Here is an 18,217-nt window from a genome sequence, read left to right as displayed (position 1 = left end):
TTGTGGATTTCTTTTTGACTTTGGCGTCAGGTAACGGTTTGGTAAGGATTCCGTCACTCTGCCGAAATATTGAGCAACATCACTATTCGTTTAAATTCAATAATTTAAATAAACAATGCTGAGTCAAGGGATTTTCAGAGTTTATTTTTAGTGAGAGGCAAAACTCTGTGCATAAGTCAAGCCTTGCCCCTCACTTATGGCTATTACTTACGTAATAGTTTGCTGTATGAATGCACCGTCTCGACCAGCACCGTAACGCTATCCGGCGGAGTGAATTGAGAAATGCCGTGACCCAGGTTGAAAACATGGCCGGTATTGGCCGGGCCGAAGCTATCGAGCACTTTTTTCGCTTCGGCGGCGACGATTTCCGGCTGCGCAAACAGCACGTTCGGGTCGAGATTGCCCTGCAAGGCCACCTTGTCACCGACGCGACGACGCGCATCACCGATGTCGATGGTCCAGTCCAGACCGACCGCATCGCAACCGATGTCGGCAATCTTTTCGAGCCACAGGCCGCCGTTCTTGGTGAACACGATGCTCGGAATGCGCTGACCGTCTTTTTCCTTCTTCAGGCCGGCAACGATGCGGCGCATGTATTGCAGCGAGAATTCCTCGTAGGCCGCGTTGGACAGCGAGCCGCCCCAGGTGTCGAAGATCATCACGGCCTGGGCGCCGCAGTCGATCTGGGCATTCAGGTAGGCAATCACGGAATCTGCCGTCACCGACAGAATGCGGTGCAGAAGGTCCGGGCGGTTGTAGAGCATGCCCTTGATGTTGCGGAAATCGCTCGACCCCTCGCCTTCGACCATATAGCAGGCCAGCGTGTAGGGGCTGCCGGAGAAGCCGATGAGCGGCACCGAGTTGTCCAGGGCACGGCGGATTTCCGAGACGGCATCCATGACGTAGCCGAGATGCTCGTAGGGATCTGGTGCGGTCAGGTTATTGATGGCCCATTCTTCGCGCAGCGGGCGCTCGAACTTGGGGCCCTCGCCTTCGGCGAAGTAGAGGCCGAGGCCCATGGCGTCCGGCACGGTCAGGATATCGGAAAACAGGATGGCGGCATCGAGGTTGTAGCGGGCGAGCGGCTGCAGTGTCACTTCGCAGGCCATTGCCGGGGATTTGCACAGGTTCAGGAAGTTGCCGGCCCGTTTGCGGGTCTCGCAATATTCAGGCAGGTAACGGCCAGCCTGGCGCATCAGCCACAGCGGGGTGTATTCGGTCGGCTCTTTGAGAAGGGCGCGCAGGAAAGTATCGTTCTTGGGTCGGCTCACGTCGGACTCCGCCAGAAAATCGGAAAGGCGGAATTATCCGCCTTTCCGGGCGCCGGGTCACTTCCGCCAGAAGGCGGGGGTCAGAACAACCAGTAGCGTGAATATTTCAAGCCGGCCGAGCAGCATGGCGAAGATGCAGATCCAGGTCTGGAAGTCTTCGAGAATTGCATAGGTGGTCGATGGACCAACCACGCCAAGGCCGGGGCCGGTGTTGTTGATGCTGGCAACAATGGCCGTAAAGGCCGAAACGATATCGAGGCCGGTAAATGTCATGAGCAAGGTCAGAGAGACGATGCTGACCATATACATGAAGGCGAATGAGAGCACCGCGAACAGGATAGGCTGTGGTGCCGTCTGGCCGCCAATTCTGATGTTGTACACCGCATTCGGGTGCATGGCACGTACCAGTTCGCGATAGACCTGCTTGTAAAGCAGGATCGCCCGCATCATCTTGATGCCGCCTCCGGTCGACCCCGCGCTGGTGGCAAAACTGGACAGGAAAAGCATCCATAGCGGCGCGAAGATCGGCCATAACGCAAAATCGACGCTGGCGTAGCCAGTCGTTGTCGCAATCGAAATGACATTGAAGGCCGAATGGCGAAACGCCGTATCAAGATCGGCGTAGGCGCCGTCTTTCCAGATATAGAGCGCGACAAACAGGATGCTGATGGCACAGGCTCCGATGAACCATGCTGCTTCCGGATCGCGCAGATAGGGGCGCAGGGATCGTCTGCTAACGGCCAGAAACAGCGTCCCGAAGTTCATGCCGGCAAAAAGCATGAAAACAATCGCCACCATCTCGATGGCTGGCGAGTTGAAATAGCCAAAACTGGCATCATGGGTAGAAAAACCGCCCAGCCCCATGGTCGAAAACCCATGGCAGATGGCATCGAACCAAGTCATGCCAGCCCACCAGTACCCCAGGATGCAGGCCATCGAAACACCGAAGTAAACCAGCCACAAGCCCTTGGCCGTCTCGGCAATTCGCGGCGTCATTTTCGAATCCTTCATCGGACCCGGGGTTTCTGCCTTGAACATCTGTCGGCCGCCGATACCAAGCAATGGCAGGATAGCGATAGCCAGCACGATCAAGCCCATGCCACCGACCCAGACCAGCTGGTGGCGCCACAGGTTGATCGACATGGGCAAGGTATCCAGATTGGACAACACCGTTGAACCAGTGGTGGTCAGCCCGGAGACCGTCTCGAAATAGGCGTCGGTATGGCTGATACCGAGCTGCAGCATGAGCGGAATAGCAGCGAAGGCCGGCAATACCGACCAGACGAGGACAACCATCAGGAAGCCGTCGCGAATGTTCAACTCACGTTTGCAGCGACGATAGCGATACCAGAGAAAGGCACCGCACAGCATGGTCAGGGCAAAGGCTTCGTCGTAGGCGGTCTGCGCACCATCATTGGTGACGTAGGACAGAATCAGCGGTGCCAGCATGGTCAGCCCGAAGAGCATTATGATCATGCCCAGCGCGCGATAAACAGGGGCAAAACGTGTCACGGTCTACCCCTTAAAAGAAGTGAAAACTGACCTGGAACAGCTTTTCAACCTTCTTGACGAGCTTCTTGCGGGTGCAGAAAACGATGACGTGGTCTTCCGCTTCAATCACCGTGTCGTGGTGCGCGATCACCACCTCGCCGTGGCGGGTAATCGAAGTCCAGTCATCGGTCTGGCCGACAACCACGGCCTTGTCGAAATTGCGCACCAGCGCGGCAACCGTGACGCCATGCGGCCAGTCGATCTGGTCGATGCGTTTGCCAATGATCTGCGACGTTTTCGCATCGCCGTGGGCGACCAACTCCAGCGCTTCGGCCGCACCACGCCGCAGAGAATGGACTTCCGCCACGTCGCCCTGCCTGACATGCGCCAGCAGAGCGCCGATCGACACCTGGGCTGGCGAAATGCCGATGTCAATTGGGCCACCTTCGATCATCTCGGCGTAGGCACGACGGTTGATCAGGGCGACTACCCTTTTGCTGCCCAGACGCTTGGCCAGGCTGCCGGCCATGATGTTGTCTTCGTCGTCGTTGGTCAGGGCGAGAAAAAGGTCCATCTCGGCGATGTTTTCTCTCTCCAGCAATTCTTCGTCGGTCGCGTCGCCAAGCAGGACAAGGGTGTTGTCCAGTTCGTTGGCGATCAATTCGGCGCGTTCCTTGCGGCCTTCGATCAGCTTGATTTCGTAGCGTTTCTCGAGCGACTTGGCCAGGCGCAAACCAATGTTGCCTCCGCCAGCGATCATGATCCGCTCGACAGGTTTCATCATCCGCCGGAGCTGGCGCAGGACCGGCCGGATGTGCTCGGCGGCAGCCAGCAGAAAGACCTCGTCGCCGGCCTCGACCACCGTATTGCCTTCCGGAAATACCGCCTGGTCACGGCGAAAAATGGCAGCAATCCGCGCGTCCATGTCGGGCGGCAGAAACTCACGCATCTGCTTGATCTGCTTGCCAACCAGCAACCCTCCCTCGTAAGCGCGCACGGCCACCAGGCTGACCCGGCCCTTGGCAAAAGTAAGCACCTGCAGGGCTTCAGGAAACTCGATCAGACGACGGATGTAGTCGGTAATCACCTGCTCCGGACAGAGCGCATAATCGACTGCAAAATTCTCGGGGGACAGCAGGCTCTCGTCCTCGAGAAAGTCCCGCGAACGCAGGCGAGCAATCCGCGTCGGCACATTGAAGACGCTATGCGCCAGCTTGCAGGCCACCAGGTTGGACTGATCGCTCTGGGTCACCGCGATGACCATGTCGGCGTCTTCCGCGCCAGCTTCGCGCAACACCGACGGCGTTGCTGCATTGCCGACGACCGTGCGCAGATCAAGCCGGTCCTGCAACTGGGCGAGCCGGGCGGCATCGTAATCGACGATCGTAATGTCGTTTTCTTCTGAAACCAGGCCTTCGGCAACGCTGGCGCCGACCTGCCCGGCGCCGAGAATGATGACTTTCATGGCCCCCCCTTTTTTTACCGGGTAATTATTCTTCGCTGCGCTTGCCGAGCTTGACGTCCAATTGCTTCAGTTTTCGATACAAATGCGTGCGCTCAAGCCCGGAACGATCGGCCAGCTTGGTCATGTTGCCCCCTTCAAGACGCAGGTGATGCTCGAAGTACATTTTTTCGAAAGCATCGCGCGCCTCGCGCAAGGGCTGATCGAAGAGCGGCAGCAATGAAAGCACTTCCGGGCTGCCGCCGGCGTCTGCCGGCATGACGCGGGCGACGTCGTCGGCGCTGATCTCTTCTTCCAGGGACGTGATCGCCAGATTGCGCACCAGCGCATACAGATCGTTCCAGCTTGATTCCGGGTTGGCTTTCCAGGACAGGGTGCGCAGTGCATTGAGCGCCGCGCTCGACAAGCGCCGGGCTGGCACCTCGCCGCGCTCGACGAAATTGGTCAACAACAGGCTGGCGATTTCCGGCAATTCATCACCATGCCCAGCCAGCGACGGTACGGCCACCCAGATTTCGCCAAGGCGGGCCAGCAGTTTGCTGTCCCAACCCGCTTCGCTGAGCGCGCTGGTGCTACTCGCCGTGGCGACGATCATTTGCAAATTCAGCTTTTCCAGCCGGTCGACCGCAAAAGCCATATTCATCTGCTGCATTTTGCCGAGCCCGGCCATATCCGGCACGAACAGGATCCCCCCGGTCACTTTTTCGAGCATTTCCTGCGTCAACGCGCTGCTCACGCTGGACAGATCGAGCCATGGTGCGCGCGGCGGTTGCAGGGTACGGGCACAAATTTCGGCCATGCCGCCATTGGCGCCCTTGATCAGCAAAATGGGCGACTTGGCCGCTGCCTGCTCGAGACGCCGTTTGAATTCCTTGACGAAAGCGAGACGGCTGAACGCCTCCAGCGTCAGCGCCAGACGCGCCGGCGACTTGTCGTGCTTGAGGGCTTTCTGGACCGTAGAAAGCAGTTTTTGCAGTGCGATGGGCTTCTCGAGGAAATCGAAAGCACCGAAGCGCGTTGCCTCGACCGCCGTGTCGATTGTGCCGTGTCCGGACATCATGACCACCGGCATGTTGAGATGCCCGGCCGCGTGCCATTCCTTGAGCAATGTGATGCCGTCGGTGTCAGGCATCCAGATATCGAGCAGCACGAGGTCGGGACGTATTTCATTGCGGATCACGCGAGCAGCCGTCGCGTTTTCGGCGACACGCACGTCGTAGCCTTCGTCGATCAGAATTTCGGACAACAGTTCGCGTATACCGACTTCGTCGTCAACGACCAGAATGATTGCCATTTTTGGCTTCCTCCGCTTTCACCAGGGGCAGGCGAATATCGATCCGCGCGCCGCCCTCGGGTGCATTGCTTATTTCGATGGTACCCAGGTGTTCTTCTACAATTTTCTTGACGATAGGTAAGCCAAGGCCAGTGCCGCGGGCCTTGGTGGTGACATAGGGCTCGAATATGCGGGGCAGCAGTTCGACCGGGAAGCCGGGGCCGTTGTCGGCAATGGTCAGGCTGGCTTGACGGCCGACTGCTTCGGTCTGGATCAGGATGCGCTTCGCATCACGGCCTTCCAGCGCGTCTTCGGCATTGCGCAGCAAGTTGTGAATGATCTGGCGCAATTGCGTGGCGTCGCCGAGAATCGGCGGCAGATCGGCGGCCAACCGGGTTTCGATGGTTGCTGACGAGCTTTCGTAGAGTCCCAGCACTTCGCCGATCAGTTCGTTGAGGTCGAGTTCGGCCACTTCCGGTGCCGGCATCCGGGCGTAATCGCGGAAATCGTCGACCATCCGCTTCATGGCCTGAACCTGGTTGATGATCGTCTGCGTACCACGCGCCAGCATGTCGGCGTCGCCGTTGGAAAGCTTGTCGGCGAGCTTGAATTGCAGGCGCTCGGCGGAGAGCTGGATCGGCGTCAGCGGATTCTTGATCTCATGCGCCAGACGACGGGCCACTTCGCCCCAGGCGGCGCTGCGCTGGGCGGCAATCAGGCGGGTTACATCGTCGAAAACCACGACATCGCCACCACCGCTGGCTTCCGGCAGGCGGGAGCCGCGCAGCAGCAAGACCTGCGGCATGCCGTTCGGCCGTTCCATTTCGAGCTGGGCTTGCCATTCGGCCTCTTCGGTGCCGGAAAACTGTTCGCGAATGAAGGTGCCGAGCGCCTGCTGGCGTGGCCAATGCTCGGCCGCGGCACCAACCAGGTCCATGAAATCGTCGTTCAAGATGGTCAGGGCCCCCTCATTGACGGTGCGCAGGACGAAATGGCGGTCGAATACCAGTACACCCGTCGACAGATTGGCCAGGATGGATTCGAGATAGCCGCGTGCCGATTCAAGCTCCGCCCGGTGGCGCTCGGTTTCGCGGCGGGCATCATCGAGCTGGCGGGTCATCCGGTTGAACGATTGGGTCAGGACGCCGAGTTCGTCACCGCTGTAAATCGCCTGGCGCGGCGAAAAGTCGCCCTGCGCCACGGCCTGCGTGCCTTCGGCCAGGATATAGAGCGGCGCGGCCAGCCGACGGGCCATGACATAGGCCAGGGCAAAGGCGCCGAAGAGTGCCACGAGCACGGTCAGCGTCAGCGTCAGGGCATAAATACGGGTCAGGCCTTCGCGGGCCAGATGCAATTCCTGATAGTCGCGATAAACCCCTTGCACCGCATCGGCATCATGGGCCAGCCCCGACGGCACGGGCTGGGTCAGTTGCAGGATACGCGGCTCCTCGAACATTTCCCGGGCACTGACCGGCACCAGTACGCGCAGATAAAGCTTGCCGCCTTCACCTTCGATGGTGCTCACCATCTGCGTGCTGCGCGCCTGTTTCAACTGGGCCTGGCTGGGCAAATCGGGAAGCAGGCTGGACAGTTCGGTGGTGGCGCTCGACAACAATTGGCCGCCAACCGAGAACAGCGCCACCGACTGGACGCCCTTTTCTTCGCGCAGGCGCAACAAGGCTGAGCGACGGGACGATTCCTGGATGTCGGACAGTTCGGCGGCCATGCTACGCGCCTTGTCACCGAGATCGAGCAGCAGCGAATCGAGTGCCGAGCGGCCGAGTTGCAGGCCGGATTCGAGGGCCTTTTCGACGCGCACATCGAACCAGCTCTCGATCGAGCGGGTGACGAACTGCACCGAAACACCATAGACGAGGGCCCCGGGCAACACGGCAATGACGCCGAACATCAGCATCAAGCGCAGCTTGAGGCGGGCGCCGAAAACCTGGGCCTGATAATCGCGCCACAGTGTGCGCAACTGCCAGCCGACCAGGCCGAGCATGCCGAGCGCCAGCGCGACATTGAGGGCAATGAGCAGCGGATAGTTGCGGGAAAAAAGTACGGTATCCGCCGCCGTGGACATGAGCAGCAGGAACCACAGGATGCCGCCGATGGCTGCCGCGAACGCGCCGCCCGCCGCGACGATACGCTTCATTTGGCCTCCGCCGGCAGCGCTGCCGGAAGCAGGTTGGCGGGCCATATTTTCCAGTCGGAGCCAAGGCTCCAGTCCTTGTTGCCCAGGGCGCTGATCTGGAAGGGGCGCGGCAGCTGGGTAACGTCGAGCCGCATGCGCAGCGATGCCGAATAAGCTTCGCCGGGGTGGACCGCTTTGTCGTTCTTGTCGATGACGGTCCAGCTGCGCAGGCGGGAGAGCACTTGCATGGCCTCGGACAAGGTCTGGAAGGACTGATGCAGGCCACCGGTCGTCAGCCGGTATTGCCGGGTCAGCGCGTGGTAGGACAGGCGATAGGTCAGGCTGCGGCTGACCAGCTTTTCATCAAGCCAGTACCAGCGGGCTTTGCTCAGTTCGAAATCGGCAACAAAATAGAGCACGACGCCCTTGGTGACCGCCTCTTCGAGGCGAGGATTCAATTCGAACTTGAAATCAGCGGAGAGAACATAGCCATCTTCACTGGCTGAAAGCTGCGGATTGGTGATGTCGATTTCTGCGGTCCACGCCAAAACGGGCACGAAAAGCAGTAACAGCAGCCATCGGCGCAGTGGATCAAGCACGCTTTTCAAGCAAGCAATAGAAAAAGCCATCGTGTTCAGCGGTCGGTAAGAGCTGTTCTTCGTGACAACGGTGAGCCTGCGGCTGGCGCGCCAGGAAACGCGAAATCTGCCCGCCGTTTTCGGCCGGGAAAACCGAGCAGGTCACATAGAGCAGTTTACCGCCCGGCCGCACGACCTGCCACAAGGCGTCGAGAATTCGCGCCTGCGTTGTGGCAAAACTGGCGATGTCGGCCTCGCGGCGCAACCACTTGGCGTCCGGATTGCGGCGCACGACCCCGCTGGCGGTGCATGGGACATCAGCGAGTACCGCGTCGAAGGGCCGGCCATCCCACCAGCTCGTCAGCTTGGCGCAGTCGGCGTCCTGGATCTTGGCGTTCAGGCCAAGGCGCGACAGCGTTTCGGCGACGCGGCGGCAACGGGAGGGTTTCAGATCGAGGGCGAGCAGGTCGATTTCGCCACGCTCGAGCAGGTGCGCCGTCTTGCCGCCTGGTGCGGCGCAGGCATCGAGCACGCGACTGCCCGGCGCCGGATCGAGCAACGTGGCGGCCATTTGCGCCCCGGGGTCCTGCACCGAAACGAGACCATCGGCAAAACCCGGCAACGCGTCGACCGGGACAGGCTTGTCGAGCGCCAGCCCGCATTCGCCAACCGGCCGGGCCGCAATGCCTTCGGCCGCCAGCTTCATGATGTAATCGTCGCGCGAAACGCGGCGGGTATTGACGCGCAGACCCATCGGCGGCGGCGAATTGCCGGCGGCGACGATGGCCGACCAGTCCTGCGGGTAGGCAGCCTGCAACTGGGCCAGCCACCAGTCGGGGTGCATGGCCGAAGCAACGGGGTCGGCGGCAAACTCGGCGGTCAATATCGCTTGCTGGCGCAGGAAGTTGCGCAACACGCCATTGACCAGCGCCTTGAAATTCCCGCCTGCCACCTCGCCAGCCGCCGAAACAGCCTGATCGACAACGGTATGCGCGGCATCCGGCCGGGTTTCGAGGCGATAGATGGCGACCAGCAACAGGGCGCGCACTTCGTCGCTGGCCAGCGGCTTCTGGAGTAGATTGGACAGGAAGAAATCGCCGCGCCCATAGGCGCGCAGGCTGCCGTAGACGAGATCCTGGACAGCGGGACGGGCTTCCGGCTCGACCCGGCCGAGCAGGCCGTCGGCCAGGCTCTGCCCGCCGAAAACGGCGGTATCGATGCGGGACGCCTGCAACAGGGCGTAGGCGAGTGAATTGAGCGGCAAACTGGACATAGGCGGGCATTATCGCACGCGGCATAATGGCCGAATGCGGCAAATCCTCCTCGCCCTGCTTTTCTCTGCCGTACACGCGCCAGCCAATGCCTGGAACGCGGCCGGCCATCGCCTGACCGCCGTCATTGCCTGGCAGCAACTATCGCCACCAACCCAGGCGGCGATCAGCGAAGCGTTGTCCCGCCATCCGGATTACGGGCGCTGGATCGAAAAATCGCGCTCGAGCAAAGACGTCGATATCTTCGCCGAAGCCTCGACCTGGCCGGACGATATTCGCAACGACCCGCGCTTTTACGACGAAGACCGGGAACCTGCCACGCCGGCACTTCCCGGACTTTCCGACACGGCCCGTCACAAGCGCTGGCACTACGTGGACCTCAACGCTGCCGGCCAGACCAAATCCGGCGAACTGGACGCCCAAATCGAACGCCTGAGCCGAGTTCTACGGTCAACCGGAAAAAAAGCCGAAATTTCAAATGCCCTGCCCTGGCTCGCCCACCTCGTTGCCGACATCCACCAGCCATTGCACGTCGGCCGACACGGCGACCAAGGTGGCAACGAGGTCGAAATCGAAAATCCGTTCAACAAACGCCTGCCCTTCAGCAGCCTGCATGTTTACTGGGACGATCTGCCCGGCCCGCCCTGGCTACGCGGCAAGCGCCTGAAAGAAAACGCGGTGCATCTGCTTGAAAACCACTCCGCGCCGCGGCAGGGAAACGTCGCGCTATGGCGCGATGAAAGCCATCGCCTGCTCGCCGAAGCCTATCCGGACACCAGCGGCAGCCTGCTGCCGATCATCAGCGAGGATTTCCGCCGGCGCAGCCGGGACATTGCCGACCGCCGCATTGTCGAGGCTGGCTACCGGCTGGGCGGACTGCTTGAAACCATTTTCGGCCAGCGCGTTTCACGTGAAACGCCATAAAATTGTCATATGAACGGCCTGCACCTGATCGCTGACCTCCACGACTGCCGCTGCGCCCCGGGCTTCCTGCTCGACGCACCGACGCTCGAAACGTTCTGCGTCGATGCCTGCCAGCGCCACGGCCTGACCGTCGTCGGCCGGCTGTTCCATACCTTCCACGACGCCGGTGGCCAGCCGGCCGGCGTGACCGGCACCGTCGTCCTCGCCGAATCCCATCTCGCCGTGCACACCTGGCCCGAGATCGCCAGCGTCACGCTCGATGTTTACGTCTGCAACTTTAGTGGCGACAACAGCTCCAAGGCTAGTGCCCTGTTCGACGAAGTCATCAACCGTTTCGCGCCGGAAAACCGGCAGTGCACGCGCGTCGGACGCGGCCGTCTGGCACCGGCAAAGTAGCAGCCGGCTGCTACCCGCCAGCCGGAAAATCCTCCGACAATGCTTCTGCCCGCCGACCCTCTTGCCGGCGGCATGACAAAGGAGACAAACATGGCTGCCAAAAAAATTCTCATGCTGACCGGTGACTACACCGAAGATTACGAAACCATGGTGCCCTTCCAGGCACTGCTCATGGTCGGCCACACCGTCCATGCCGCCTGCCCGGGCAAGAAGGCCGGCGAATCGGTGCGCACCGCCATCCACGACTTCGAAGGCGACCAGACCTACAGCGAAAAGCCCGGCCACAACTTCTCGCTGAACGCCAGCTTCGCCGACATCCGCGCCGAGGACTACGATGCGCTGGTCATTCCCGGCGGCCGCGCCCCCGAATACCTGCGCCTGAATCCCGAGGTCCTGGCCATGGTTCGCCACTTTGCCGACACCGGCAAGCCGATCGCGGCGATCTGCCACGGAGCGCAACTGCTCGCCGCAGCCGGCGTTCTGAATGGTCGTTCGTGCAGCGCCTACCCGGCCTGCGGCCCCGAAGTCCGTTTGGCGGGTGGACAATATGCCGACATTCCGGTCGATCAGGCCCACGTCGATGGCAATCTGGTCACCGCCCCGGCCTGGCCCGCGCACCCGGCCTGGCTGGCCAAGTTCCTGCCGCTGCTTGGTACCAAAATCACCCTTTGACTGCCGGCGCGGGCGACGTCACGCTGGCGTTACCCGCGCCGACCTGGAGGCTGCATGTGTGAAATCTACGTCAAGGCCGACCCGATGCTCTACGAGTCGCGGGCCCGCTCGCTACGCATTCATGGCTTCGTCACCAAGATCCGGCTCGAGAACCTGTTCTGGGACATCCTGGCCGAACTAGCCGGCAACGAGGGGATGACGACCAACCAGTTGATCGCCAAGTTCTACGATGAAATCGAGGTCTACCGCGGCGAAGTTGAAAACTTCGCTTCCTTCCTGCGCGTCACCTGCCTGCGTTATCTGACGCTGCGCCACCAGAAACCGGGCGAAAGGCCCAGTCTGGCGGTCGTCGGGACGCTACCGCCGACCAGCCGGGAAATCCCGCTGCGCGTCGGCACGGCCTGAGGGCATCAAGCCGGAATATCGAAGCAGTCGCCAACCTTCAACGGATGCCCGGCCAGGAACTGCTGCACCGGCAAACGCTTGCCACCGGCCTTCTGCAATTCAGTAACGGCCAGCGCGCCTTCGCCACAGGCGATGACGACACTGCTCCGGTCAACCGCCAAAATCGTGCCAATTTTGCCATCGCCAGCGACCGGCTTCGCCTGCCACAATTTCACCGTCTGGCCGCCAAAGAGGGCCTGCGCCCCGGGGAAGGGGTTGAAGGCGCGGATATGGCGATCCAGTTCCGCCGCGCTTTTCGACCAATCGATCAAGGCCTCGGCCTTCTCGATCTTGTGCGCGTATGTCACTCCCTCAGCCGGTTGCGGCTCGGCCGGCAGCGGCAACTTGCCGAGCGCCTCGACGGCCAGCTTCGCGCCCAGTTCAGCCAGCCGATCATGTAACGTCGCCGTGGTATCGGTGGCCTCGATGGGAAAAGCCCCACGCAACAGCACCGGCCCGGTGTCCAGCCCGGCCTCCATCTGCATGATGCAAACGCCGGTCTCGGCATCGCCGGCCAGCAGGGCCCGCTGGATCGGCGCCGCACCGCGCCAGCGTGGCAGCAACGAGCCGTGGATGTTGATGCAGCCCAGACGCGGCATATCGAGCACGACCTGCGGCAGGATCAGCCCATAGGCCGCCACGACCATGACCTCGGCGCCAAGCGCGGCAATCCTCGCCTGCGCCTCGGCATCCCGCAGCGACAACGGCTGGAAGACTTCGATACCGCTATCCAGTGCCACCTTCTTGACGGCCGACGGCTGCAAGCTCATGCCACGCCCGGCCGGCCGGTCCGGCTGGGTCAATACCAACGCCACATCGTGCCCCGCCGCAACAATGGCCCGCAAAGCCTGCGCGGCAAATTCCGGTGTCCCGGCAAAAATCAGCTTCATGCGGTGACGCGCGCCTGTTTGGCCATCTTGTTCTTGATCCGTGTCTGTTTGAGTAGCGACAGATGGTCGACAAACACCGTCCCGTTGAGATGATCGATTTCGTGCTGGATACACACCGCCAGCAAACCCTCGGCCTCCAGCGTGTGCTGCTTGCCATCGAGATCGAGATAGGTCACCGACACCCGCTCGGCACGCTCGACCTTGTCGTAGATGCCAGGCACCGAGAGGCAGCCCTCTTCGCCAATCTGCGAACCCTCGCACCGGCCAAGAGTCGGGTTGATGAAGACTTGCAGCTCACTCTTGTCTTCAGAAACATCGATAACGACGATACGCTTGTGCACATCGACCTGAGTCGCCGCCAAGCCGATTCCCGGTGCCTCGTACATGGTTTCAGCCATGTCGGCGACCAGTTTTCGGGTGCCGTCATCGATCTTGGTGACAAGTGCTGCCACCTTTTTTAGACGCGGGTCAGGGAAACGCAAAATGGGTAAGAGGGCCATATGAAAATAGGAATAAAAGCTTGCTCGATTAGGTTATTACGTGCAGAATCTAAAGCAATTCCCGAGATATGGAACGCAAGTTGATCGCCGCACTATTGAGACTGCGACAATGATATTGCGTTCCGCCGGCACGTGAGGTTACGACTATGGTTCGCATTATATCCGCGCTCATCCTGGCCGTGACGGCCGCCTGCGCATCGGCCGCCGAGCCGCTAACGCTCGTCGACAACCCACCTGACCGCCACATCGTCGTCAAAGGCGACACCCTGTGGGACATTTCGGGCAAATTCCTCAAGCAACCTTGGCGCTGGCCGGAAATCTGGCAGATGAACAAGGAAGAGATCAAGAACCCGCACTGGATCTATCCGGGCGACATCATTCTGCTCGATACATCGAGCGGGTCACCGCGCCTCAAAATGGCCAAGCGGGTCACCGGCCAGAATGCCAAGATCCAGCCGACGGAGTACAGCACCCCGGAACAGCAAGTTATCCCCAGCATTCCGCCCAATGTCATTGAACCTTTTATTTCCCAACCGTTGATCGTTGAAACCAATGATCGGAACAGCGGGATAAAAATTACAGCCGCGCAGGAAGACCGCATGCTGCTCGGTACCGGTGACTCTTTCTACGCCAGCGGCATTCCCGATGCCAGCGTTGAAAAATGGCATGTTTTCCGCAAAGGGAAGGCGCTCAAGGAGCCTGATACAGGAGAAATTATTGCCTACGAAGCCTTCTTCCTCGGCAATGCTCGCCTGATCAAGCCGGGCGAACCGGCGACCATGCGCGTCACAATGGCCAAGGAAGAAATGGCTCGCGGCGACGAACTCATCCCGGCACCACCGCCAGAAATCATCACCTATGTCCCGCACCGCCCTGAGCGGGAAGTTGCAGCCAAGATCATGTCAATCTATGGCGGTGTGCAGGAAGGTGGTTCGACATCCGTTGTCTCGCTAACTCGCGGCAAGAACGATGGGCTGGAAGTCGGCCACGTCGTCGCCCTGTTCCGTAAGCGCGTCTCGATCAACATCGATGATGATGGCATCAGAACGACAACCCCGGTTCCGGAAGAACGTTACGGACTGGCTTTCGTCTTCCGTGTCTTCGATCACGTCGCTTACGCACTGGTTGTCGATTCCTCCAAATCCGTCATCATCGGGGATTCGGCAAGAAATCCGTGATCATCCCAGAAGGTCTGGCCGCCTGGTTGCGGCTGACACTTATCCCCGGTATCGGCGGCGAGTCGCAAAGAAAGCTACTCGCCGCTTTCGGTTTACCCGAGGCTGTTTTCGCCGCCGGGCGGCTCGCTGCACGCAGCGTTATCGGCGACCGTGCCGACCTGCTTTTTGATTTTGATCCGGCGACAGAGGTCGACCGCAGCATCGAGTGGGCCAGTCAGCCGGGACAACATATCCTGACCCTCGCCGACGACGCCTACCCGAAGGCACTGCTCGAAATCGCCGACCCGCCCAGCCTGCTTTACGTGCGCGGCAATCCCGCCTTGCTCCAGAAGCGGGGGCTGGCCATGGTCGGTAGCCGCAATGCGACACCGCAAGGACTGCAAACGGCAGAGAACTTTGCCAAGACGCTGGCCGGCAAAGGCCTCTGCATCGTCAGCGGCCTGGCGCTGGGAATCGATGCAGCCGCCCACCGGGGTGCGCTGGCGGCGGGCGGCGATACGATTGCCGTCATCGGCACCGGCGCCGACCGCATTTACCCCGCACGGAACAAGGAACTGGCCCTGGCCATTGTCGAACACGGTGCCGTCATTTCCGAATTTCCGCTCGGAACCCCGTCTATAGCCGCCAATTTCCCGCGGCGCAACCGCATCATTTCCGGCCTGTCGCGCGGCGTACTGGTCGTCGAGGCAGCGCCCGAAAGCGGTTCGCTGATCACGGCACGCCTCGCTGGCGAACAAGGGCGAGAGGTTTTCGCCATCCCCGGCTCCATTCACTCGCCCGTCGCTCGCGGTTGCCACAAACTGATCAAGCAGGGCGCAAAACTGGTCGAAACGGCGAACGATGTTCTGGAGGAACTAGGTAACTTCACTTCTCCGGAAGAACACCTGGAAACCACCCCGACTGACCACGAACACCCCGTACTCGCCGCCCTCGGCCACGATCCATGCAGTCTCGACGACCTCGTCGAATACACCGGACAAAGTGCCAACCAATTGCTTCCGGAACTCCTGATGCTCGAACTCTCGGGCCAAATTGCTCCTCTGCCCGGCAACCGCTACCAGCGGCTGAGCTAGGCGCCCTATATATATAGACGGCTTGCCAAGCCGCGCACCGGGCACTTATCATGCCCCGGACTCCACAGGCCCCAACATGACCAAAAAGCTGATAATTGCCGAGAAACCTTCCGTCGCTGCCGACATCGCCAAGGCGCTGGGGGGCTTCACCAAGCACGACGACTATTTCGAAAATGACACCCACGTCATTTCCTCGGCTGTCGGTCACCTGCTGGAACTCGCCTGCCCCGAGGAATTCGAGGTGAAGCGCGGCAAATGGTCGTTTGCCCATCTTCCAGTCATTCCGCCCCACTTTGCGCTGAAGCCGATCGAGAAGACCGAATCCCGCCTCAAGGTGCTGGCCAAGCTGATCAAGCGCAAGGATGTCAGTGCCCTGATCAACGCCTGTGACGCGGGGCGCGAAGGTGAATTGATCTTCAATTACATTGCCCAGCACACCAAATCCGGCAAGCCGGTACAACGACTGTGGCTGCAATCGATGACCCAGGGTGCTATCCGCGACGGTTTTTCGCGCCTGCGCAACGGCAACGAAATGCAGGGTCTCGGTGACGCCGCCGTCTGCCGTTCGGAATCCGACTGGCTGGTCGGCATCAACGGCACACGGGCGATGACCGCCTTCAATTCGAAGACCGGTGGCTTCCACCTGACCACCGTCGGCCGAGTACAGACTCCGACGTTGGCTATTGTCGTCGAGCGCGAAAAACGCATCCGCGAATTCAAGCCGCGCGACTACTGGGAAGTCGAAGCCGAATTCACCGCCAAAGCCGGCAGTTACAAAGGCAAGTGGTTCGACGAAGGCTTCAAGGGCAAGAACGAAGACGAACATGCCCGCGCTGATCGCCTGTGGGAACAAAACAAGGCCGATGCCATCCGCGCTGCCACCCTCGGCAAGCCGGGAGAAGTGACCGAAGAAGCCAAGCCGGAAACCCGGATGGCCCCGGCACTCTTCGATTTGACCACCCTGCAGCGCGAAGCCAACAGCCGTTTCGGTTTCTCCGCCAAGACCACGCTGTCCCTGGCCCAGGCGCTGTACGAAAAACACAAGGTCCTGACCTACCCACGGACCGACTCGCGCTGCCTGCCGGAAGACTATCTGCCCACCGTCAAGGAAACCCTGGCCGTGCTGACTGGCGAAGGTGCCGGCAAGGGTCACGACGAGGTGCTGCTCGCCCGCTATTCGCCGTTTGCCCACCAGATTTTGGCCCGCAACTGGGTGTTGCCGAACAAGCGCATCTTCAACAACGCCAAGATCAGCGATCACTTCGCCATCATTCCGACGCCGCAGGCCCCGAAAAGCCTCAACGAACTGGAACAGAAGCTCTACGACTTCGTCGTTCGCCGCTTCCTGTCCGTCTTCTTCCCGCCTGCCGAATACATGGTGACCACCCGCATCACCCGCGTCGAAGGCCACCCCTTCAAGACCGAGGGCAAGGTGCTGGTCAATCCGGGCTGGCTTGCCGTGCATGGCAAGGAAGGCCAGGACGGCGATGAAGGCAATCTCGTTGCCGTCGACGCCAAGGAAAAGGTCAAAGCCGACGAAGTCACCGTCAAGGCCAACGCCACCAAGCCGCCGCCGCGCTACTCAGAAGCCACCCTGCTCTCGGCCATGGAGGGCGCCGGCAAGATGGTCGACGACGAGGAACTCAAGGCCGCCATGGCCGGCCGTGGCCTCGGCACCCCGGCGACACGCGCCCAGATCATCGAAAATTTGATCGGCGAGCAGTACATGCACCGCGAAGGCCGCGAACTGATCCCGACGGCCAAGGCTTTCTCCTTGATGACGCTGCTCAACGGCCTGGGTATCAACGAACTGACCCAGCCCGAACTGACCGGCGACTGGGAATGGAAGCTCGGCCGCATCGAAAAGGGTGAATTCACGCGTGAAGAGTTCATGCGCGAAATTGCCGAAATGACCCGCCACATGGTCGAACGCGCCAAGCACTACGAAGCCGACACGATTCCCGGCGATTTCGGGGTGTTGACCGCCAAATGTCCGCGCTGCGGTGGCGAAATTCGCGAAACCTACAAGAAATTCCAGTGCGGTGGCTGCGACTACTCGCTATGGAAGATTGTCGCCGGCCGCCAGTTTGAGCCGGCTGAAATCGACACCCTGATCAACGAAGGCACGATTGGCCCGCTGACCGGCTTCCGTAACAAGATGGGCCGCACTTTTGCTGCGGCCATCAAGCTCAATGACGACAAGTTGCCGGAATTTGACTTCGGCCAGGACAAGGCCGACGCGGCCGATGCCGAGCCGGTCGACTTCTCGGCGCAGGAAAGCATCGGCAAATGCCCGAAATGCGCCAGCAACGTCTTCGATCACGGCAATTCCTATGTCTGCGAAAAATCGGTCGGGCCGGAAAAGACCTGCGACTTCCGCTCCGGCAAGATCATCCTTCAGCAACCGATCGATCTCGGCCAGATGAAAAAACTGTTGGCCGAAGGCAAGACCGACCTGCTCAAGGAATTCGTCTCCAATCGCACCCGCCGCAAGTTCTCGGCCTATTTGGTGGCCAAGGACGGCAAGGTCGGTTTCGAATTCGAAAAGAAGGTGGCCAAGCCCAAGGCACCGGCCAAGAAGAAAGCCGACGCAGCGCCCTGATTCACAGTCAGCAAATTAACAAAAAGCCCTCCGAACCTCTGAGGGCTTTTTTTCGCAC

At 60.6% G+C, this 18,217-nt stretch carries 16 protein-coding genes; 7 read left to right on the top strand and 9 right to left on the bottom strand.

Going from position 1 to position 18,217, the window contains the following annotated elements; all coding sequences use genetic code 11:
• Positions 1–203 precede the first annotated feature (203 nt).
• Genes hemE through rsmB form a run of 7 tightly spaced genes read right to left on the bottom strand, consistent with a single transcriptional unit; the run spans position 204 to position 9,482 of the window.
• Positions 204–1,271, bottom strand: coding sequence for a uroporphyrinogen decarboxylase (gene hemE, locus KI613_RS00150; protein ID WP_226403215.1), 1,068 nt, complete (start codon positions 1,269–1,271; stop codon positions 204–206).
• A gap of 57 nt (positions 1,272–1,328) precedes the next feature.
• Positions 1,329–2,783, bottom strand: coding sequence for a TrkH family potassium uptake protein (locus KI613_RS00145; RefSeq protein ID WP_404826963.1), 1,455 nt, complete (start codon positions 2,781–2,783; stop codon positions 1,329–1,331).
• A gap of 10 nt (positions 2,784–2,793) precedes the next feature.
• Positions 2,794–4,227: a Trk system potassium transporter TrkA gene (gene trkA / locus KI613_RS00140; protein ID WP_226403214.1), complete on the bottom strand. Its 1,434-nt coding sequence runs from the start codon at positions 4,225–4,227 to the stop codon at positions 2,794–2,796.
• Between the two features lie 25 nt (positions 4,228–4,252).
• Positions 4,253–5,518 (bottom strand): sigma-54-dependent transcriptional regulator, encoded by a 1,266-nt coding sequence (locus tag KI613_RS00135; RefSeq protein ID WP_226403213.1) that lies wholly within the window; start codon positions 5,516–5,518, stop codon positions 4,253–4,255.
• On the bottom strand, positions 5,496–7,652 hold the full coding sequence (locus tag KI613_RS00130) for a sensor histidine kinase (protein WP_226403212.1): 2,157 nt from the start codon (positions 7,650–7,652) through the stop codon (positions 5,496–5,498). The genes KI613_RS00135 and KI613_RS00130 overlap by 23 nt, the downstream gene beginning before the upstream one ends.
• Positions 7,649–8,230: a DUF4390 domain-containing protein gene (locus KI613_RS00125; protein ID WP_226403211.1), complete on the bottom strand. Its 582-nt coding sequence runs from the start codon at positions 8,228–8,230 to the stop codon at positions 7,649–7,651. Before KI613_RS00125 ends, KI613_RS00130 begins: the two co-directional genes overlap by 4 nt.
• Complete coding sequence (gene rsmB / locus KI613_RS00120; protein ID WP_226403210.1) at positions 8,223–9,482, bottom strand: 16S rRNA (cytosine(967)-C(5))-methyltransferase RsmB; 1,260 nt, start codon at positions 9,480–9,482, stop codon at positions 8,223–8,225. The genes KI613_RS00125 and rsmB overlap by 8 nt, the downstream gene beginning before the upstream one ends.
• Before the next feature lie 34 nt (positions 9,483–9,516).
• On the opposite strand from rsmB, the gene KI613_RS00115 reads away from it, so the two are divergent.
• The 4 genes from KI613_RS00115 (at position 9,517) to KI613_RS00100 (ending at position 11,877) form a co-directional block, all read left to right on the top strand.
• Complete coding sequence (locus tag KI613_RS00115) at positions 9,517–10,404, top strand: S1/P1 nuclease (RefSeq protein ID WP_226403209.1); 888 nt, start codon at positions 9,517–9,519, stop codon at positions 10,402–10,404.
• A gap of 9 nt (positions 10,405–10,413) precedes the next feature.
• Positions 10,414–10,800 (top strand): adenosylmethionine decarboxylase, encoded by a 387-nt coding sequence (gene speD / locus KI613_RS00110; protein ID WP_226403208.1) that lies wholly within the window; start codon positions 10,414–10,416, stop codon positions 10,798–10,800.
• A 90-nt stretch (positions 10,801–10,890) separates the two neighbouring features.
• Positions 10,891–11,472: a DJ-1/PfpI family protein gene (locus KI613_RS00105; protein ID WP_226403207.1), complete on the top strand. Its 582-nt coding sequence runs from the start codon at positions 10,891–10,893 to the stop codon at positions 11,470–11,472.
• A gap of 54 nt (positions 11,473–11,526) precedes the next feature.
• Positions 11,527–11,877: a ribbon-helix-helix domain-containing protein gene (locus KI613_RS00100; RefSeq protein WP_226403206.1), complete on the top strand. Its 351-nt coding sequence runs from the start codon at positions 11,527–11,529 to the stop codon at positions 11,875–11,877.
• Positions 11,878–11,882: 5 nt separating this feature from the next.
• On the opposite strand, the gene fmt is transcribed toward KI613_RS00100, so the two are convergent.
• Positions 11,883–12,806: a methionyl-tRNA formyltransferase gene (gene fmt / locus KI613_RS00095; protein WP_226403205.1), complete on the bottom strand. Its 924-nt coding sequence runs from the start codon at positions 12,804–12,806 to the stop codon at positions 11,883–11,885.
• The gene (gene def / locus KI613_RS00090) at positions 12,803–13,306 is read right to left on the bottom strand and encodes a peptide deformylase (RefSeq protein ID WP_226403204.1); all 504 of its coding nucleotides are present in this window, start codon (positions 13,304–13,306) and stop codon (positions 12,803–12,805) included. Before def ends, fmt begins: the two co-directional genes overlap by 4 nt.
• A 146-nt stretch (positions 13,307–13,452) precedes the next feature.
• Here def and KI613_RS00085 point away from each other — a divergent pair, with 146 nt between their 5' ends.
• The 3 genes from KI613_RS00085 (at position 13,453) to KI613_RS00075 (ending at position 18,159) form a co-directional block, all read left to right on the top strand.
• Complete coding sequence (locus KI613_RS00085) at positions 13,453–14,484, top strand: LysM peptidoglycan-binding domain-containing protein (RefSeq protein WP_226403203.1); 1,032 nt, start codon at positions 13,453–13,455, stop codon at positions 14,482–14,484.
• 2 nt (positions 14,485–14,486) lie between these two features.
• Complete coding sequence (dprA, locus tag KI613_RS00080) at positions 14,487–15,557, top strand: DNA-processing protein DprA (protein WP_226405803.1); 1,071 nt, start codon at positions 14,487–14,489, stop codon at positions 15,555–15,557.
• Between the two features lie 76 nt (positions 15,558–15,633).
• Positions 15,634–18,159 (top strand): DNA topoisomerase III, encoded by a 2,526-nt coding sequence (locus KI613_RS00075; RefSeq protein ID WP_226403202.1) that lies wholly within the window; start codon positions 15,634–15,636, stop codon positions 18,157–18,159.
• The last annotated feature ends 58 nt before the right edge of the window (positions 18,160–18,217 follow it).

This window comes from Ferribacterium limneticum, assembly GCF_020510585.1.
GTDB lineage: Bacteria > Pseudomonadota > Gammaproteobacteria > Burkholderiales > Rhodocyclaceae > Azonexus.
This window is presented reverse-complemented; position numbering and strand designations above follow the sequence as displayed.

Excerpts from the sequence above, each read along its gene's own strand:
- trkA (WP_226403214.1), bottom strand. The coding sequence starts at position 4,227 with ATGAAAGTCATCATTCTCGGCGCCGGGCAGGTCGGCGCCAGCGTTGCC.
- KI613_RS00135 (WP_226403213.1), bottom strand. The coding sequence starts at position 5,518 with ATGGCAATCATTCTGGTCGTTGACGACGAAGTCGGTATACGCGAACTG.
- KI613_RS00130 (WP_226403212.1), bottom strand. The coding sequence starts at position 7,652 with ATGAAGCGTATCGTCGCGGCGGGCGGCGCGTTCGCGGCAGCCATCGGC.
- rsmB (WP_226403210.1), bottom strand. The coding sequence starts at position 9,482 with ATGTCCAGTTTGCCGCTCAATTCACTCGCCTACGCCCTGTTGCAGGCG.
- KI613_RS00115 (WP_226403209.1), top strand. The coding sequence starts at position 9,517 with ATGCGGCAAATCCTCCTCGCCCTGCTTTTCTCTGCCGTACACGCGCCA.
- speD (WP_226403208.1), top strand. The coding sequence starts at position 10,414 with ATGAACGGCCTGCACCTGATCGCTGACCTCCACGACTGCCGCTGCGCC.
- KI613_RS00105 (WP_226403207.1), top strand. The coding sequence starts at position 10,891 with ATGGCTGCCAAAAAAATTCTCATGCTGACCGGTGACTACACCGAAGAT.
- KI613_RS00100 (WP_226403206.1), top strand. The coding sequence starts at position 11,527 with ATGTGTGAAATCTACGTCAAGGCCGACCCGATGCTCTACGAGTCGCGG.
- fmt (WP_226403205.1), bottom strand. The coding sequence starts at position 12,806 with ATGAAGCTGATTTTTGCCGGGACACCGGAATTTGCCGCGCAGGCTTTG.
- def (WP_226403204.1), bottom strand. The coding sequence starts at position 13,306 with ATGGCCCTCTTACCCATTTTGCGTTTCCCTGACCCGCGTCTAAAAAAG.
- KI613_RS00085 (WP_226403203.1), top strand. The coding sequence starts at position 13,453 with ATGGTTCGCATTATATCCGCGCTCATCCTGGCCGTGACGGCCGCCTGC.
- KI613_RS00075 (WP_226403202.1), top strand. The coding sequence starts at position 15,634 with ATGACCAAAAAGCTGATAATTGCCGAGAAACCTTCCGTCGCTGCCGAC.